The following is a 16,999-nucleotide window of genomic DNA, read 5'->3' as shown; positions in this document are numbered from 1 at the left end:
CGAGAATCTTGATATGTCAAAAAAGCCCGCCAAAGCCCCCGATCCGAAGCCACCGACCCTGGACCAGCTGCAGATCTTCCTGAGCATCGTGGAGACCGGCAGCTTTTCCGGCGCGGCGCGCAAACTCGGGCGGGCGACGTCGGTGATCAGTTACGCCGTCGCCAATCTCGAAACCCAGCTCGGGCTCGAACTGTTCGATCGTGCCTCGACGAAGAAGCCGCAGCTCACCGACGCCGGGCGCGCCGTGCTCTCGGACGCGCGCAGCATTTCATTGGGCCTCGGCGATCTGCTGGCAAAGGCCCGCGGACTGATGTCGGGGCTGGAAGCGGAAGTCGCACTGGTGGTGGACGTGATGCTGCCGACAACGAAACTGGTGCTGGTGCTGGATGAATTTCAGGCGGCCTATCCCACCGTATCGCTGCGCCTGCATGTCGAGGCGCTGGGCGCGGTGACGCAACTGCTGCTGAACCGGACCGCGACCGTCGGCGTGAGCGGGCCGGCGCTGCTCGATACCGACATTCTGGAGCGACGTCGCATCGGATCGATCCGATTAATTCCGGTTGCCGCCCCCTCCCATCCCCTGAGCCAGCATCGCGGACGCACCACGGTGGCGGCCGTGCGCAAACACATCCAGCTGGTGCTGACCGATCGTTCGGAGCTGACCAAGTCGCAGGACTTCGGCGTGATCTCGGTTCGCACCTGGCGGCTGGCGGATCTGGGATCAAAGCACGCACTGCTGCTCGCCGGCGTCGGATGGGGCAGCATGCCCGATGCGATGGTGAGCGACGACATCGCAGCCGGCCGGCTGACCGAGCTCGATCTCGACACCTGGTCGAGCGCAATCTATCCGCTGCAGGCGATCCATCGCACCGACACGCCGCCGGGACCGGCGGCCAGCTGGCTGATTGCGCGGCTGCAAGAGGTGCTGGGCGAGGCGTGAAAGGCGGCTCGGGCTTGAGGTGCATCGTTTCACTCCGCACTGTCATACCCGCGAACGAACGCGGGTATCCAGTACGCCCAGTATCAATGGGGTAAACGCGGTGCACACCAAGTAGCGCCTGCGTTTACTGGGTCCCCCGGTCAAGCCGGGGGACGACACAGAGAGTGGAGAAACGCTTCGGATCGAAATCCGTCAACATCGTGAGTGAAGACGGGCGTCAGAAAACAGACACCACCACACTCACCTATTCGGATTCGGAAACACCAGGCTGCGCCAGCCGCTGCGGTCGAACGGCTGCCAGGCGCCTTCCGGCTGCGCCAGGCGGTCGGCGACGGCATAGACCACCGCGGGATGATGTCCGAGGCCGCAATGGCTGCCATAGACTTCGATGTTCTCGCTGTGGCTGCCCGGCTTTTCCATGCAGCCCTGCCAGGCGCAGACGCCGTCGGTGCGGCTGAAGATCGCGGTGGTCGGCACCGGTGGCGTCTCGGACAGCGCGCCGCCGAAACCGGATTGGGTGTGGGCGTCGTCGGCGCGTTCGCCGCTGACGAATTCATAGACCCGCCAGGCGTTGGTGGCTTTCGGGTTGGCCGCGAACGGACTGCCGAGTGTGATCACCGATCGCACATGATCGGGCAACAGCTTGGCGAGCTGGCGGGCGTAGAGACCGCCGAGGCTCCAGCCGACGATGCTGAGCTTGCGTCCCTGCTCATCGGTGATCTTGCGCACCAGATCGAGCATGCCGTCCTGCACGCCCTCGCGCAGGCCGTAGTTGCGCCCCAGCCCCCAGCCGCTCACCGCATAACCGCGGCCTTCGAGAAAGCTGCGCAGCGGCTTGGTCGAGACGTCGCTGGTCACGAGACCGGGCAGCACCAGCACCGGATGGCCGTCGCCGGTCGCCGTCAGATTGAGCAGCGGCAGCGTCGCATAGAATGCGCCGAGTTCCTGGAGCGCCCGGCCCTCGAGCAACAACAGCAGTCGCGAGGGGGGACGCAGCGTCTGGGCTTCCATCGACATCCGGCTTCCTTTCTGCACTGGCCAAGCGAGGCCACGACAGGAATGTGGCAATGATTCCGGACAAATTAAACATCTGGTCAAATGAGCAGATGATGAATAAGGAAGCGATTAAGGTATCTGGATGCCTTTTGTTGCACTGCATCTGCGCTAAAAGCGTCACAGGTTGCTCACAATCGCGCCAGAGGCACGTGAAGCGACCGCGCCCTGGCTGCGCTCAGGCAGGGTGAAAATCAGTCTCGTTTCCTCAGATCGGAGCCGCTTCGGCCGGCGCCTCGGCCTGGCTCTTCTTAGTTCGTCGTTGTATTGCCGGATCGGATTGAACGCGGCCTTGATCGCGGGGATGGCTGCGACGTTGCGAAACGCCCCGGGTTCCGCCATCTTGAAACGATCGGGTAGATAACGCCGAGCCGGAATGATGTCCTTGCTGCCCAGGAAATCGTCGGCCGCGTCGATCACCACGTCGCCGTTGCGCACGGGTTCGCCCTTGTAGGTCGCCAATGCGAGATCGTAAACGGCACCTGAGCTGCCGTCGAATGGCTTGTTCCAGGTTTCGGGCGCGAAGCTGACGAAATACTTGGCACGGTCGGTCTGGCCCAGCACGATCCCTGGCGTCACGAACTTCTTCAGGTCATCCAGTCGTTTGATGAGGAGGTTCTCGTAGCCCGCCTTCTTCAGCTTGTAGCGCTCGACCTTGCCGCGGATATTTCCGTGATGCCGAATGTCATCATGGAATTCAGCCAGGCGAGAAACCCCGGATAGGCGACAAAGATATTCTTGCCGTAGGTCACCGGTGTCGGACGAATCAGCTGATCGACGTCAGCCTTGGACAGAAACGTCTCCAGTTCCTAACGGACTTTCGACGGGCTTTTGGGAATATCCGGCGACATCTCCCATGGATCAGCATCAGCCTGCGTTTTGGGGGGCATGCGCGGCTCCTCTGCCGGACGGGAAGCGCCTGCACTGCAGGCTTCGGATCAACCAGAAGGTTGGTTACCCCGGCGGCGCACGCCAGAACAGCCGGACGAAAGCTCCTCCGAATGGCGGGGCCGCGAATGCCAGCGACAAATGAGAGTGAATCCGCCCGTCCCGATCACCTGATCGGCGGCGCCAGCCCCGGCTGCGTTAGCACCTCGGGATTCACCACATTGATCGGAGCGCCCGCGACATAGGCGACGACCTGATCGAAGATGTCGGTGAACTGGATCTCATACTCTTCGTGCGTCACGTAACCGATATGCGGCGTGCAGACGACATTCGGCATGTTGAGCAGCGGATCGCCGGGATCGCGCAGCGGCTCCTTGTCGAACACATCGATCGCCGCCGAACCGGGACGCCCCGCGCGCAATGCCGCGACCAGCGCACCCGGCGCGACCAGACCTGCGCGGCTGGTGTTGACCAGGAGCGCGGTCGATTTCATCTGCGCGAGATCGTCTGCCGTGACAATGCCGCGCGTGGCGGGGAATAGCCGCATGTGGAGCGAGATCACGTCGCATGTCTGAAAGAACGCGCTCTTGCTGTCGGCGACGGCCTCTCCATCGGCACGCGCACGCGCGCGTGACGCCTCGCTGGCCCAAATCTGAACATTCATGCCGAACGCCTTGCCGTATCCGGCGACCGCACGGCCGATCCGGCCATAACCGTAGATGCCAAGTGTCCGGCCCCGCAGGGTGTGTCCGACGCCGACCTGCCACTGACCGGCTTTCAGCGCGGCCATCTGTCGCGGCAGGTCACGCATCGACGCCAGGATCAAGGCCCAAGTCAATTCCGCGGCCGCGTAGGATGGCGTTCCCTCGTGCTGGCTCGACGACACGATCACACCCAAGCGGGTGCACGCGTCGATATCGATATGCGGATAGACACTGCGCTGGCTGATCAGACGCAGGTGCGGCAGGCGCTGCAAGAGTGCATCGCGGATCGCGGTGCGTTCGCGAATCAGAACCAGAACCTCGGTCTGCCGCAGGCGATCGGCCAACACGTCCACGTCATCGATGTGATCGTTCCAGATCTGGACGTCGTGGCCGGCGAGCTTGCCGAAGCAGGGTAGCGTTCGCAGCGTATCGAACCAGTCGTCGAGAATCGTGATCTTCATGCGCCCGCCCGTCCCTGATCCGCGCCGATGTCCTTGTCCGGCCGATCAACCGGCCGGCCACGATGGAGCGCGGCCCGCCCAGCATCGGTCAACTCGACCAATGGTCCTTCGCCTTCATTCCGTCGGCGCCGAACCAGGCCCTGCTCGATCGCGTCCTCCCAGATGGACAGCCGCGGACAGCTTGTGCGCCAGGCGTCCATCACCTCGGCATAGGGCTTGGGGCCTTTTGCCAGCCACTCCAGAAGATCCAGGATCAGGGCGTGTGGCGTGTCACTCATGTCCTCCTGGGTATCAGGAGCGGACGCCCGCACCAATATCGTCGCGCAGTCGATATTCAGACGTTTTTGATATGTCGGGGAGCGCACCAGCAGTGACATCGCGATCAACATCTTGACCGTCGGCGCTGGCTTTTGCACGCCGCTGTACTTGCCGCCACTCCACGGCAATGAACTTGACGTATGTCCAGTGCATTACGACAGCGTTTCAAAATTCATTGGAATTTAGCCGTTTGCGAATGAGTGCGCTGCACAAGACACGGTCACGGCCCGCCGCCAAATCCGGCTTGCTTGCCTCAACAACTCTGGCAACATGGATGGCATGCTACGCCACCTTGGGCCGCGTACGACCCGAGGCTATGTGTCGTTTTTGCTTCGTACGTTCAGCGGAGATGTTGGATGATGCCGTTTCGTACCTTCGCGTTCGCTGTCGCCGTCGCCGCGTTTCAATGTGCCGCAGGCTCTGCGTCCGCCCAGACGCTGCGCTACGCCAACCAAGGCGACCTCAAGTCGCTCGATCCCTACACCCTGAACGAAACCACCACCCACGCCCATATCGGCCACATCTACGAAGGGCTGGTCGCGCGCGACAAGACCCTGCAGATCATCCCGGCACTGGCCGAGAGCTGGGAGACGCCGGAGCCGACCCGCTGGCGCTTCCATTTGCGCAAGGGCGTCAAGTTCCACAATGGCGAAGACTTCACCGCCGACGACGTGGTGTTCTCTGCGGATCGCGTGCGCGCGCCCGGATCCAACATGCAGACGCGCATTCCGGCCGGCACCAAGGTGGTGAAGGTCGACGATTATACCGTCGATTTCGTGCTGACGACGCCCAACCCGATCCTGACGTCATCCTGGGACGTCTGGTACATCATGAGCAAGAAGTGGGCCGAAGCCAACAACGCCATCGCGCCGACGCCGTCATCGGCCACCTCTCCCACCTATGCCGCGCTGAATGCTAACGGCACCGGCGCCTTCATGGTCGAGAGCCACCAGGCCGGCGTGAAGACGGTGTTCAAGCCGAACCCGAACTGGTGGCGCAAGCCGGAACATAACCTCAAGGAAATCGTGTTCACCTCGATCAAGTCCGATGCCACCCGGGTCGCCGCGCTGCTGTCGGGCGAGGTGGATGTGATCGAGCCGGTGCCGATCCAGGACATCGAGCGCATCAAGAACAGCGCCAACGCCACCGTTCTGATCGGGCCGGAGCTGCGCACCATTTTCCTCGGCATGGACCAGGTTCGCGACGAGTTGCTGAGTTCCAGCGTCAAGGGCAAGAACCCGTTCAAGGACATCCGGGTGCGCGAAGCCTTCTTCAAGGCCATCGACATCAACCTGATCAAGACGCGGGTGATGCGTAACCTGTCGACGCCCTCCGCGCTGATGATCGCGCCGGAACTGTTCAAGCCCTCGAAGGAGTTCACCCGGCCGGGGTTCGACCCGGCGCAGTCGAAGAAGCTCTTGGCCGAGGCCGGCTATCCCGACGGCTTCGAGGTCGGGATGGACTGCCCCAACGACCGCTATGTCAATGATGAAGCGATCTGCCAGGCCGTGGTCGGCATGCTCGCGCGGGTCGGCATCAAGGTGAACCTGCTGGCACAGCCGAAACAGCTGTATTTCGCCAAGGTGTTCAAGCAGGGCGGTTATCAGGCCACGCTGTACCTGCTCGGCTGGACCCCGGCGACGATGGATTCGCACAACGTGATGTATGACATCCTGGGCTGCCGCGATGATGCCAGCAGCTCGCGCGGCGAAGCCAATCTCGGCGGCTACTGCAACAAGAAGGTCGACGCCCTGACCGACCAGGTGCTGGTCGAGAGCGACCTCGCCAAGCGTGACCAGATGATCAAGCAGGCGTTCCAGCTGGTGATCGACGACTACGGCTACATCCCGCTGCACCAGCAATCGCTGGCCTGGGGCGTGTCGAAAAACGTCAAGCTGACCCAGCGCGCCGACAATCAGGTGCTGCTGTACTGGGCCACCAAAGACGCCAAGGACTGAGACTCTCGCAGGTTTGTTGTCCCGGTGGTCCAAGACCTCCGGGACATTTCTTTCGTAGCCCGGATGAGCGAAGCGACATCCGGGATCGGTCGCAGTCATCAACCCGGATATCGCTGCGCTCATCCGGGCTACAGCCGCCACCGGCGTAAAGAGGCCAAATGCTCGCATTCACGCTTCGCCGCGCATTCCAGGCCGTGGGCGTCCTGTTCGCCGTCGGCATCATCGCCTTTGCGATGTTCCGTTTCGCCGGCGACCCCGTGAACCAGATGGTCTCGATCGACACGCCCGCGGCAGAGCGGGCGCAGATCCGCCAGTCGCTGGGCCTGGACGATCCGGTGATCGTGCAGTTCGCGCGTTATTTCACCAATGCGGCCCAGTTCAAGTTCGGCGTCTCCTATCAGTTCCGCCAACCCGTCTCCGATCTGCTGATCCAGCGGATGCCGGCAACGCTGGAGCTCGCCACCTGCGCCACCGTGCTCGCCATGGTGTTCGGCATCCTGCTCGGGGTCTATTGCGCGCTGCGGCGCGACTCGGTGATCGCGAAACTGTTCCAGGCGGTGTCGCTGATCGGCATTTCGCTGCCGACCTTCCTGATCGGCATTCTCCTGATCTATCTGTTTTCGGTGACACTGGGCTGGCTGCCGTCCTACGGACGCGGCGACACCGTGCGCCTCGGTTTCTGGAGCACCGGGCTGCTCACCTTCTCCGGGCTGAAGGCGCTGATCATGCCGTCGATCACGCTCGGCCTGTTCCAGATGACGCTGATCATGCGGCTGGTGCGGGCCGAGATGCTGGAGGTGCTGCGCACCGACTACATCCGCTTCGCCCGCGCCCGCGGACTGACCACCCGCGCCATCCATTTCGGCCATGCGCTGCGCAACACCCTGGTGCCTGTCATCACCGTTGCCGGGCTGCAATTCGGCTCGGTGATCGCCTTCGCCATCATCACCGAAACCGTGTTCCAATGGCCCGGCATGGGTCTGTTGTTCGTGCAGGCGATCCAGAATGTCGATATCCCGATCATGGCGGCCTATCTGCTTTTGGTGTCGCTGATCTTCGTCACCATCAATCTGGTGGTCGACATCCTCTACACGATCGTCGATCCGCGGCTGCGGGCGACCGTCAGCGGACCGGCGTGAGGCGCGAATGACCGACTCCCTGCTCACCGGAAAAGACATTGCCGCCCCCTCGCCCGTGCGCCCCGTGGGCATGCTCGGGCGGATCGCCGACAGCGACCTGTTTCACTCCTTCCGCCGCTCCAAGCTGACCATGGTGGCGGCGATGGTGACGGTGCTGCTGTTCGCAGTCGCGATCTTCGCGCCGCTGCTGGCGGTGCAGAACCCGTTCGATCCGGCGCAGCTGGAACTGCTGAACTCGCGGATCCCGCCGCTGTGGGGCAGCGAGGGCCAGGCTCCGTTCCTGCTCGGCACCGACGAGCAGGGCCGCGACGTGCTCTCGGCGATCCTTTACGGCCTGCGCATCTCGCTGACGGTGGGCGTGCTCGGCGTGCTGTTCGCCGGCGTGCTCGGCATCGGACTGGGATTGATCGCCGGTTATGTCGGCGGCGCGGTGGACAGCCTGATCATGCGCATCGCCGACGTGCAGCTCACCTTCCCGGCGATCCTGATCGCGCTGCTGATCGACGGCGTCGCCAAATCGCTGCTCGGCAACCATCTCGACGCAGGCCAGACCCTGACCGTGCTGGTGATCGCCATCGGGCTCAGTTTCTGGGTGCAGTATGCCCGCACCGTGCGCGGCTGCGTGATGGTGGAAAAGAACAAGGACTATGTCGCCGCCGCCCGCCTGATCGGACTGCCGGCGCGGACCATCATGCTGCGCCATGTGCTGCCCAACACCACCGGGCCGACACTGGTGATCGCCACCATCAACCTGGCGCTGGCCGTCATCACCGAAGCGACGCTGTCGTTCCTGGGCTCCGGCATGCCGGACACCATGCCGTCGCTGGGCACGCTGATCCGGATCGGCAACAACTATCTGTTCTCCGGCGAATGGTGGATCGTCACTTTTCCCGGGCTGACGCTGGCCGCGCTTGTCCTTTCGATCAATCTGGTCGGAGACTGGCTGCGCGATGCGCTGAACCCAAAACTTCGATGACCGCATGACAGATCCAGTTCTCTCGGTACGCAACCTGAAAGTCGACTTCGTCACCCGGCGCGGCACCCTGCATGCCATCGACGACCTCTCGTTCGACATCGCGCGGGGCGAAATCCTTGGCGTGGTCGGCGAATCCGGCGCAGGCAAGTCGGTTACCGGCCTTGCCGTGATCGGCCTGATCGATCCGCCCGGCCGCATCAGCGGCGGCGAGATTCGCCTCGCCGGCAACCGGATCGACAATCTCGATGCGGATGCGATGCGCAAGCTGCGCGGACGTCGGATCGGCATGATCTTCCAGGATCCGCTAACCAGCCTCGATCCGCTGTACCGGATCGGCGACCAGCTGATCGAAACCATCCAGACCCACACCAATTTGTCGGCATCAGCCGCGCGCAAACGCGCCATCGACCTTTTGGCCGAGGTCGGCATTCCCGCACCGGACAAACGCATCGACGGTTATCCGCACGAGTTCTCCGGCGGCATGCGCCAGCGGGTGGTGATCGCGCTGGCGCTGTGTGCGGAGCCCGAGCTGATCATCGCCGACGAGCCGACCACCGCGCTCGACGTCTCGGTGCAGGCGCAGATCATCAGCCTGCTCAAGAAGCTCGCCAGCGAGCATGGCACCGCCATCATGCTGGTCACCCACGACATGGGTGTGATCGCGGAGATCGCCGACCGGGTGGCCGTGATGTATTCGGGACGCGTCGCCGAGATCGGCCCGGTGCGCGACGTGGTGCGCAATCCGCTGCATCCTTATGCCCGCGGCCTGATGGGCGCGATCCCGACGCTCGACAGCCACGCCGAGCGCCTGACGCAAATTCCCGGCAGCATGCCGCGCCTGTCGGCAATTCCGCGCGGCTGCGCCTTCAATCCGCGCTGCCCGATGGTGTTCGATCGCTGCCGCAGCGAGCGACCCGAGCCGCGTCCGTACAAGGGCCACAGCGTCGCCTGCCACCTGTATGAGACCGCCGGGGAGCCCGTCGCATGAGCGCGCCCGTGTTCGCCACGCTGCGGAACCTGCGCCGGGAGTTCGACGTGTCGAAGCCCTGGCTCAACCGCGTGCTCGAAGGGAGCAATCGCGAATTCCTCAAAGCGGTGAGCGGCGTGTCGTTCGACATCGCCAAGGGCGAGACCTTCGCCCTGGTCGGCGAATCCGGCTCCGGTAAGAGCACCATCGCGCGCATGGTGGTGGGCCTGTTGCCGCCGACATCCGGCGACGTGGTGATCGACGGCATCTCGATGAGCGATCCGCGCCAGGCCGAGGCGCGCCGCAAACTGCGCCGCCGCATCCAGATGATCTTTCAGGACCCCTACGCCAGCCTCAACCTGCGGCTGCGGGTCGGCGCCATCGTGTCCGAGCCGATCCGCGCCTTCGCGCTGATCGAGGGCGAGCGCGATATCGCGGCGCGGGTTGGCGAGCTGCTGGCGCTGGTGGGCCTGCATCCCGACGACGCGCAAAAATTTCCGCATGAGTTTTCCGGCGGCCAGCGCCAGCGCATCGCGATTGCCCGGGCGCTGGCGTCGGAAGCCGAGTTCGTCGTCTGCGACGAGCCGACCTCGGCGCTGGACGTCTCGGTGCAGGCGCAGATTCTCAATCTGATGCGCGACCTGCAGGACAAGTTCGGCCTCACCTACCTGTTCATCAGTCACAATCTCGCTGTGGTGCGCCACATGGCGAGCCGGATCGGCGTGATGTATCTGGGGCGCGTGGTGGAGATCGCTCCGGCGCGTGAGTTGTTCGCATCGCCGCAGATGCCGTATACGCGCATGCTGCTCGGCGCGGTGCCGGATCTGGCGCTGTCCGGCCGTCCCCGCATTCCGGTCAAGGGCGAGATACCCAACCCGATCGATCCGCCGCCGGGCTGCGCCTTCAATCCGCGCTGCCCCTACGTTTTCGCGCGCTGCCGAACCGAAATGCCGGAACTGATCGGTGGCGTTGCCTGCCACGCCGTGGAAGAAGGACGGACCCCGGATCTCGCCGTCCCCGCGCAATAACCAAGGACACGACCATGCCCATCGTCAATCGCGTCTCCGACCTGCATGCCGACATCGCCGCCTGGCGGCAGGACATCCATGCCCATCCAGAGCTGCTGTACGATGTGCATCGCACCGCGTCGGTGGTCGCGGACAAGCTGCGCGCGTTCGGCTGCGATGAAGTCGTCACTGGCCTCGGCGACACCGGCGTGGTCGGCGTCATCCACGGCCGCGCGCCGGCCAAAGGCGAGATGCGGGTGATCGGCCTGCGCGCCGACATGGACGCGCTGCCGATCGAGGAAGACACCGGCCTGCCCTACCAGTCGAAAACGTTCGGAAAGATGCACGCCTGCGGCCATGACGGCCACACCGCGATGCTGCTGGGCGCGGCGCGTTATCTCGCCGAGACCCGCAATTTCGCCGGCACTGCCATCGTGATCTTCCAGCCGGCGGAAGAAGGCGGCAACGGCGCCGAGAAGATGATCAAAGACGGCCTGATCGATCGTTTCGGCATCGACCAGGTCTACGGCATGCATAACCGGCCGGGATTGCCGCTGGGACAATTCTCGATCCGCAGTGGCCCGTCGATGGCCTCGACCGACCGCATCAACATCGAGATCGAGGGCAAGGGCGGCCATGCGGCGCGGCCGCACAATGCGATCGACACCTTGCTGGTGGGCACGCAACTGGTCGGACAGCTGCAGTCGATCGTGTCGCGCAGCATCGACCCACTGGAATCCGCCGTGATCTCGATCTGCGAATTCCACGCCGGCAACGCCCACAATGTGATTCCGCAAAAGGCGAGATTGACCGGCACGGTGCGCACCCTGAAGGCCGAGATCCGCGATCTGGTGGAAAAGCGCATGCATGAGGTGGTCGCCGGCGTCGCCAGAATGACCGGCGCGCGGATCGATTTGAACTATCAGCGCGAAACGCCCGTGCTGGTCAATCACGACGCCCAGGTCGACATCGCGGCGCGGGTGGCGGCGGAGATTGTCGGCGAGCAGAATGTGCTGGTCGGCGTGCCGCCGGTGATGGGCGGCGAGGACTTCGCCTTCATGCTGCGGGCCCGCCCCGGCGCCTTCATCAATGTCGGCAACGGCGACAGCGCGCCGCTGCACCACCCCGCCTACAACTTCAACGACGAGGCCATCGTGTTCGGCACGTCATACTGGATCAAGCTGGTAGAAAGCACGCTGGCGGCGTGAGCCACTTCTCCCTCGCCCCGCTTGCGGGGAGAGGGTCGGGGTGAGGGGCGCTTTTCGCAGGCTCGGACTCGCGGTGAGTCCCCCTCACCCGGATTGCTTCGCAATCCGACCTCTCCCCGCAAGCGGGGCGAGGTGACGCAAACGCTTGTGGCGCTTCAATCCAAACTCATCCCGCTCCAGATGCGTCATTTGCCGATCGGGCAACTGCCAGGGTTGTCGCATGGCGCGGGTGTTGCGCGGGTGATGGCGGCGACCTCGCCTGACGGCGGTCCTTCGACCCCGCCGACAACGGCCGCGACACGCCAGCGATAGGTCGACTGCGGCGCCAGGCCGGAGTCGCCGAAACTGGGCCCCTTCACGTCGCCCACGGTCACAAACGCGCCATCCGGTCCGGCGCGCTGGACACGGTAGGTCATAGCTCCGCCTTGCGCCGTCCAGGCGAGAGCCGCACTGGTGTCCGAGGTGTCGACGATCGTGAGTCCACGCGGGGTGCCATCGCCCGGCGCTGGGGTTGCCGGTGCCGCTGCGCCGGCTGTCAGCGTGTCCAGCATTGCCTTGATGGCTGCGATCTGCGCGCCGGATTTGGTGACGTAGCTGTCGGCGTGATCCACATAACTCCACCAGTCCCAGCAGGCCTGCGGATTGAACGGCAGGTAGGAGCTGGCTTTGGTCTGGGGATACAGCACGATGAGATGGTTGGTGTCGGCCCAGGCATTGTAACCGGTGTCGTCGATGAACCGCCGGCCGATCTCGCCGGCGTCCTGTTTGCAGCCATGCAGCGCGATATGGACGCGGCATGCTCCGCCGTCCTCGCACGCCTTGGGCACGAAAACGTAGCCGTTTTCACCCAGGCTCAGCGCGCCGGCTTCGCGGCCTTTGGTGTAGAGCGACTGATCGAAGCGTTGCATCGCGCCGCCGAGTTGTCCGCGGTTGGGCGGATTCAGCGCACCGTAGATGTGTTGCAGGATGACGCCGGCCTGATCATAGCCGCACTGGTCGATATAGGGAGGCGCGTTATCCTTGCAGTCGTTCAGGCGATTGCCGGCCGGCTGCTGCAGCACGACCAGCGAATGTCCGGCTCCGATCGCGGTCTGGTAATACAGATTGCCGCGACCGGCATCGCCCAGATAGTGGCGGTAGAAATCCGCCGCCGCATCGGTGACCGATCGGGCCACGACGGCGTCGTTGGTGCCGTGAAAAAGATAGATCTTTTGCCTGGCCAGGTTCTGCAGCGGATCGATATCGCCGGAGGCGGCCTTGGCATCGGCCTTGGCGAGATAATCGTCCATATCCCGCGGCGGTCCCACCATGCATGACCCGGTCGCGTGCATGATCGGCAGGGTGTAGCCGTTCATGAAATCATCTGCGTCCGCCTTGGCGCACCAGAACGGTCCGCCCGCGACGACGCCGACACCCTTGATCACCGAGGACCAGGCCGTGCCGAACTGAACCGCCATGAACGCCCCGGACGAAATGCCGGAGATCGAGCTGTCGCCGATCGCGGCATTATAGCCACGCAGTCCCACGGGCTCGGCCGCGAGCGGCGAAACCGCAACCATCGTCGCGGAGACCAAAGCGATCGTGCTTGCACGCAATCCGGACAGGCTCATGAGACGCTCCGTACCTGAATACTGAAAATGTCCATCCAACGCCGCGGCGGGCACGGCCAACGAGGCACGATTCATGCCGGACAAGCGCAATCCGACTGTACAGGACAAGTTTGACAGCGAAATTCGCCGCGTTCACGGTTTGCCCGGTTTCGCTCCGGCGCGCCTGCGCGCAGTCCCACCCGCCTGCGATCCCGCGACATACTCCGCAAGTCCCGCGGTGAGGTGATCCATCATCAGCCGCAGTCGCCGGCTGGCGCGCAGATCCTCGTGCAAGGCAAGCCACACCTCGAGCGTGAAGCTGATGTCCTCCGGCAGCACGGCAATCAACTCCGGATCGCGGCGGGCAATGCCGTGCTGGATGAAGCCGATGCCGAAACCGGCACGGATCGCGGCGAGTTGCGCGAGATCGCTGTCGGTGCGCAGCGCAAGGCGCGCCCGGGTGATCGGCAAGCGTGATTGCAGCGCGCGCAGGAACGGCGTTTCCTGATCGAAGCCGATCAGGGCATGGTCGTTGAGCAGCGTGTCCAGCGTGGCCGGCGGCGCCTTTGAGCCCAAGTAGCGTTTGTGTGCGTAGAGTCCGAGACCAACGCTGCCGAGCTGGCGCGCCACCAGCGCCTGCTGCCCCGGGCGCACCATGCGCACGGCGATGTCGGCCGCGCCCTTCAGCAGATCCTCCACACGATTTGACAGCGAGAGCTCGATGGCCACCGCCGGATGCGCGCGACGGAACGACGCCAGCAGCGACGGCAGCACTTCGGCACCAACGATCTCGCTGGCCGTGAGGCGGATGACACCGGCGACGTCGCCGGTGCCGCCGGAGGCCGAACGCACCATGGCGCCGGAGGCCGCGGCCATGGCTTCGGCATGGGGCGCGATGTCTTTCGCCGCATCGGTCGGCAGCAGCCCTCGTTGTGAGCGGATGAACAGCGCGGTGCCCAGATCCTGTTCGAGTTCGGCAATCTGCCGTCCGAGCGTCGGCTGGGTCATGCCGAGCACCCGCGCCGCCCCCGACAGACTGCCTTCGCGCATCACGGCGAGAAAAGACCGGTAGTGGCTCCAGTTCGGCTCCATACATTTATGTATATCAAAGCTACACGATTAGGCAATTCACGCATATCAAAACGGAAGGCATGGTTGCTCCCGGGTTCGCAATTCAAACGACGAGGACAGACATGACCAAGCCCACCCGCATTGCCCTGATCATCGGCGCCACCGGCGGCATCGGCGGCGAGACCGCCGCGGCCTTGGCCCGCCACGGCTGGACCGTACGCGGCCTGACCCGCCGCCCGCAGCCGGCCCATCCGCAGATCGACTGGATTTCGGGCGACGCTATGTCGGCTGCCGACGTGCTGCGTGCCGCACAGGGCGTGCAGCTGATCGTCCACGCCGCCAACCCGCCGGGATATCGCGACTGGGACAAACTGGTGCTGCCGATGATCGACCACACCATTGCCGCCGCAAAGGCGGTCGGCGCCCGCATCGTGCTGCCGGGCACCATCTATAATTTCGGCCCCGACGCCTTTCCGTCGCTGCGCGAGGACTCGCCGCAGCATCCGCGCACCCGCAAGGGCGCCATCCGCGTCGAGATGGAGAAGCGGCTCAAGGCGGCCGCAAGCGCCGGCGCCACCGTGCTGATCGTGCGCGCCGGCGATTTCTTCGGCCCGCGTTCCACCGCCAACAGCAATTTCTCCTCGGCCATGATCCAGCGCGGCGCCCCGGTGAAACGGATTTTTGAGCTGGCGCGGCGCGGCACCAGCCATGCCTGGGCCTATCTGCCTGATCTCGGCGAGACCATCGCACGCTTGCTCGACCGCGAGAGCGAGTTGGCCACCTTCGATGTGTTTCATATCGCCGGTTATCAGCTGGCGCAGGGTGAGATGGCGCAGGCGATTATCAAGGCCACCGGCAAACCTGGCCTGAAGGTCTGGCCGTTTCCATGGCCGCTGGTGCTGGCGTTGCAGCCGTTCGTGCACCTGTTCCGCGAATTGGCCGAGATGCGTTATCTCTGGCGCGAGTCGATTGCGCTCGATGGCCGCAAGCTGCAGGCATTTCTCGGCGATGCGCTGCCGGTAACCCCGCTCGAGATCGCGGTGCGCGACAGCCTCGAGGGGCTCGGCTGCCTGGACGCAGAGAGCGACCGTAGCAAGCAGATGCGATACTCGGTCATCTAATCCGCGTTGTCCGTGATCGGCCGCGCCGATCACAAACCACACGCGGAAAGTTGCTCTGGACAGCAGGAGCACGCGGAGTAATCTCGCGGCTCCCGCCTCCGTGTCGAGCAAATCCCATGACCGATGCCAATTCCCGACCCGCGCTGTCCTCCGGCGCGGGCGTTCTCGATCTGCTACGCGCGTTCGCGCACGATGATGCGGCCGCGGATCGTTATGCGAATGATTTGGCTGGCCGCGCCAGGACCATCGAGCCCACGCTGAAGGCTTTTGAATACCTGCCCGCACAATTGGCTCCGCGCCGGCCCGGCCCGCTGTCGGGTGTCCCGGTCGCGGTGAAAGACATCATCGCGACATCCGACATGCCGACTACCAACGGCTCGGCGATCTACCGGGATCACGTGCCCGCAGCCGACGCCTGGATCGTGGAGCGGCTGCGCAACCTCGGCGCCACCATTTTCGGCAAGACCGTCACCACCGAGTTTGCCTGGCGTCATCCGGGACCCACGGTGAACCCCTGGAATCCCGAACATACGCCGGGCGGCTCGTCATCGGGATCCGCGGCGGCGGTGGCCGCGCGCATCGTGCCGCTGGCGCTGGGTTCGCAGACCCTGGGATCGGTGATCCGGCCCGCGGCTTTCAACGGCGTGGTCGGCTTCAAGCCCAGCTTCGGCGCCATTCCCCGCGTCGGCGTGCACCCCCTGAGCCCGTCACTCGATCATGTCGGTTTTTTCGCAAGGCGCGTCGACGACGTGGCGTTCGCGCTGTCGCTGCTCGGCGGCACGAGCGACGCCGACCGGCATGGCCAGCCGGTGCCGGCGTTTCAGGTCGCGGCGGATAGCGGGCTCGATCCGCTGAAAGCGCCTCGCCTGACCATTGTCCGTTTTGAAAAATGGTCGCGCGCGGAGCCCGAGCAGCAGCAGGTGTTCGATGCAGCTGTTGCAACGCTGCGCGAGGCCGGCGCGATCGTGCATGATGCTGATTTCAGCACACTCGACCGTTCCGCCTGGGACACGATCAACACCATCATGCTCTGCGAGGCGACCGCCATCTATGCCGAACTGGTGGAACGCTACCCCGATCGTACCAGCGACCGCCTGAAGGAGTTCGTCACAGCCGGGCGGACGCGCAGCGCCTACGAGTATCTGCTGGCGAAGAAGCAGCAGGAGATCCTGCGAGCAGACTTCGCGGTGCAGATGGCTGGATACGATGCGGTGCTGACCTTGCCGGCATTCGGCGAAGCGCCGCATGGGCTGAGCTACACCGGCGACGCGGACTATTGCGCGCCGTGGACACTGCTGGGCGCGCCCGCCGTGTCACTGCCCGCGGGCCTCGGCAAAAATCGCCTGCCACTGGGTGTGCAGGTGGTCGGCGCCTATCGCGAGGATTTCAAGACGCTGCGGATTGCGAAGTGGGTGGAGCAGGCGCTGGCGACTGACATCGGCCGTCCGGGGGTGGCGGTGTAGTAGGCTGCGCAGGTTTGCTTCCTCCTGTCATCACCGGGCTTGTCCCGGTGATCCCGCTTAGGTGAGCAGTGCGTCCCTAAGCGAGGTTGCCGGGACAAGCCCGGCAACGACAAAAGGGGCTTATCATGTCGCGATA

The 16,999-nt window shown here is 64.4% G+C and carries 15 protein-coding genes; 9 read left to right on the top strand and 6 right to left on the bottom strand.

All coding sequences use genetic code 11. The features are described from left to right. The first annotated feature begins 13 nt into the window (after positions 1–13). Entirely contained in the window at positions 14–940 is a 927-nt protein-coding gene (locus RS897_RS18265; protein WP_315837910.1) for a LysR family transcriptional regulator, read from the top strand. A gap of 240 nt (positions 941–1,180) precedes the next feature. Here the strand turns inward: RS897_RS18265 and RS897_RS18260 are convergent, their stop codons facing one another. From RS897_RS18260 to RS897_RS18245, 4 genes are all read right to left on the bottom strand, one after another. Then, the gene (locus tag RS897_RS18260) at positions 1,181–1,957 is read right to left on the bottom strand and encodes an esterase/lipase family protein (RefSeq protein ID WP_315837909.1); all 777 of its coding nucleotides are present in this window, start codon (positions 1,955–1,957) and stop codon (positions 1,181–1,183) included. Positions 1,958–2,113: 156 nt separating this feature from the next. Further along, positions 2,114–2,572: a hypothetical protein gene (locus RS897_RS18255; RefSeq protein ID WP_315837908.1), complete on the bottom strand. Its 459-nt coding sequence runs from the start codon at positions 2,570–2,572 to the stop codon at positions 2,114–2,116. Between the two features lie 475 nt (positions 2,573–3,047). Then, positions 3,048–4,046 carry a D-2-hydroxyacid dehydrogenase family protein gene (locus RS897_RS18250; RefSeq protein ID WP_315837907.1) on the bottom strand — a complete coding sequence of 333 codons (999 nt, stop codon included), beginning with the start codon at positions 4,044–4,046 and terminating at the stop codon, positions 3,048–3,050. Beyond that, positions 4,043–4,435, bottom strand: coding sequence for a hypothetical protein (locus tag RS897_RS18245; protein WP_315837906.1), 393 nt, complete (start codon positions 4,433–4,435; stop codon positions 4,043–4,045). Before RS897_RS18245 ends, RS897_RS18250 begins: the two co-directional genes overlap by 4 nt. Positions 4,436–4,723: 288 nt before the next feature. Here RS897_RS18245 and RS897_RS18240 point away from each other — a divergent pair, with 288 nt between their 5' ends. The 6 genes from RS897_RS18240 (at position 4,724) to RS897_RS18215 (ending at position 11,619) form a co-directional block, all read left to right on the top strand. Next, the gene (locus RS897_RS18240) at positions 4,724–6,322 is read left to right on the top strand and encodes an ABC transporter substrate-binding protein (RefSeq protein WP_315838678.1); all 1,599 of its coding nucleotides are present in this window, start codon (positions 4,724–4,726) and stop codon (positions 6,320–6,322) included. Between the two features lie 158 nt (positions 6,323–6,480). After that, complete coding sequence (locus tag RS897_RS18235) at positions 6,481–7,461, top strand: ABC transporter permease (RefSeq protein ID WP_315837905.1); 981 nt, start codon at positions 6,481–6,483, stop codon at positions 7,459–7,461. A gap of 7 nt (positions 7,462–7,468) precedes the next feature. Then, positions 7,469–8,437: an ABC transporter permease gene (locus RS897_RS18230; RefSeq protein ID WP_315837904.1), complete on the top strand. Its 969-nt coding sequence runs from the start codon at positions 7,469–7,471 to the stop codon at positions 8,435–8,437. A 4-nt stretch (positions 8,438–8,441) separates the two neighbouring features. Then, positions 8,442–9,425, top strand: a complete 984-nt coding sequence (locus RS897_RS18225; RefSeq protein WP_315837903.1) for an ABC transporter ATP-binding protein — start codon at positions 8,442–8,444, stop codon at positions 9,423–9,425. After that, a complete protein-coding gene (locus tag RS897_RS18220) occupies positions 9,422–10,432 on the top strand; it encodes an ABC transporter ATP-binding protein (protein ID WP_315837902.1) in 1,011 nt (336 codons plus the stop codon). The genes RS897_RS18225 and RS897_RS18220 overlap by 4 nt, the downstream gene beginning before the upstream one ends. A 14-nt stretch (positions 10,433–10,446) precedes the next feature. After that, entirely contained in the window at positions 10,447–11,619 is a 1,173-nt protein-coding gene (locus RS897_RS18215) for a M20 aminoacylase family protein (protein ID WP_315837901.1), read from the top strand. A 185-nt stretch (positions 11,620–11,804) separates the two neighbouring features. Here RS897_RS18215 and RS897_RS18210 read toward each other — a convergent pair whose 3' ends face one another. Both RS897_RS18210 and RS897_RS18205 read right to left on the bottom strand, forming a co-directional pair. Next, positions 11,805–13,229, bottom strand: coding sequence for an extracellular catalytic domain type 2 short-chain-length polyhydroxyalkanoate depolymerase (locus tag RS897_RS18210; protein ID WP_315837900.1), 1,425 nt, complete (start codon positions 13,227–13,229; stop codon positions 11,805–11,807). Positions 13,230–13,361: 132 nt separating this feature from the next. Beyond that, entirely contained in the window at positions 13,362–14,300 is a 939-nt protein-coding gene (locus RS897_RS18205) for a LysR family transcriptional regulator (RefSeq protein ID WP_315837899.1), read from the bottom strand. A 101-nt stretch (positions 14,301–14,401) separates the two neighbouring features. Here RS897_RS18205 and RS897_RS18200 point away from each other — a divergent pair, with 101 nt between their 5' ends. Together RS897_RS18200 and RS897_RS18195 are read left to right on the top strand one after the other, a co-directional pair. Next, positions 14,402–15,400: an NAD-dependent epimerase/dehydratase family protein gene (locus RS897_RS18200; protein WP_315837898.1), complete on the top strand. Its 999-nt coding sequence runs from the start codon at positions 14,402–14,404 to the stop codon at positions 15,398–15,400. Between the two features lie 116 nt (positions 15,401–15,516). Next, a complete protein-coding gene (locus RS897_RS18195; protein WP_315837897.1) occupies positions 15,517–16,863 on the top strand; it encodes an amidase in 1,347 nt (448 codons plus the stop codon). Positions 16,864–16,999 lie beyond the last annotated feature (136 nt).

This window comes from Bradyrhizobium prioriisuperbiae (assembly GCF_032397745.1).
In the GTDB taxonomy this organism is placed as follows: domain Bacteria; phylum Pseudomonadota; class Alphaproteobacteria; order Rhizobiales; family Xanthobacteraceae; genus Bradyrhizobium_A; species Bradyrhizobium_A prioriisuperbiae.
The sequence above is the reverse complement of the archived record's forward strand: the minus strand, read 5'-3'. Positions and strand labels throughout refer to the sequence as shown.

Coding starts and splice junctions, on each gene's coding strand:
- RS897_RS18265 (WP_315837910.1), top strand. CDS start 14: ATGTCAAAAAAGCCCGCCAAAGCCCCCGATCCGAAGCCACCGACCCTG.
- RS897_RS18260 (WP_315837909.1), bottom strand. CDS start 1,957: ATGTCGATGGAAGCCCAGACGCTGCGTCCCCCCTCGCGACTGCTGTTG.
- RS897_RS18250 (WP_315837907.1), bottom strand. CDS start 4,046: ATGAAGATCACGATTCTCGACGACTGGTTCGATACGCTGCGAACGCTA.
- RS897_RS18245 (WP_315837906.1), bottom strand. CDS start 4,435: ATGTTGATCGCGATGTCACTGCTGGTGCGCTCCCCGACATATCAAAAA.
- RS897_RS18240 (WP_315838678.1), top strand. CDS start 4,724: ATGCCGTTTCGTACCTTCGCGTTCGCTGTCGCCGTCGCCGCGTTTCAA.
- RS897_RS18235 (WP_315837905.1), top strand. CDS start 6,481: ATGCTCGCATTCACGCTTCGCCGCGCATTCCAGGCCGTGGGCGTCCTG.
- RS897_RS18230 (WP_315837904.1), top strand. CDS start 7,469: ATGACCGACTCCCTGCTCACCGGAAAAGACATTGCCGCCCCCTCGCCC.
- RS897_RS18225 (WP_315837903.1), top strand. CDS start 8,442: ATGACAGATCCAGTTCTCTCGGTACGCAACCTGAAAGTCGACTTCGTC.
- RS897_RS18220 (WP_315837902.1), top strand. CDS start 9,422: ATGAGCGCGCCCGTGTTCGCCACGCTGCGGAACCTGCGCCGGGAGTTC.
- RS897_RS18215 (WP_315837901.1), top strand. CDS start 10,447: ATGCCCATCGTCAATCGCGTCTCCGACCTGCATGCCGACATCGCCGCC.
- RS897_RS18210 (WP_315837900.1), bottom strand. CDS start 13,229: ATGAGCCTGTCCGGATTGCGTGCAAGCACGATCGCTTTGGTCTCCGCG.
- RS897_RS18205 (WP_315837899.1), bottom strand. CDS start 14,300: ATGGAGCCGAACTGGAGCCACTACCGGTCTTTTCTCGCCGTGATGCGC.
- RS897_RS18200 (WP_315837898.1), top strand. CDS start 14,402: ATGACCAAGCCCACCCGCATTGCCCTGATCATCGGCGCCACCGGCGGC.
- RS897_RS18195 (WP_315837897.1), top strand. CDS start 15,517: ATGACCGATGCCAATTCCCGACCCGCGCTGTCCTCCGGCGCGGGCGTT.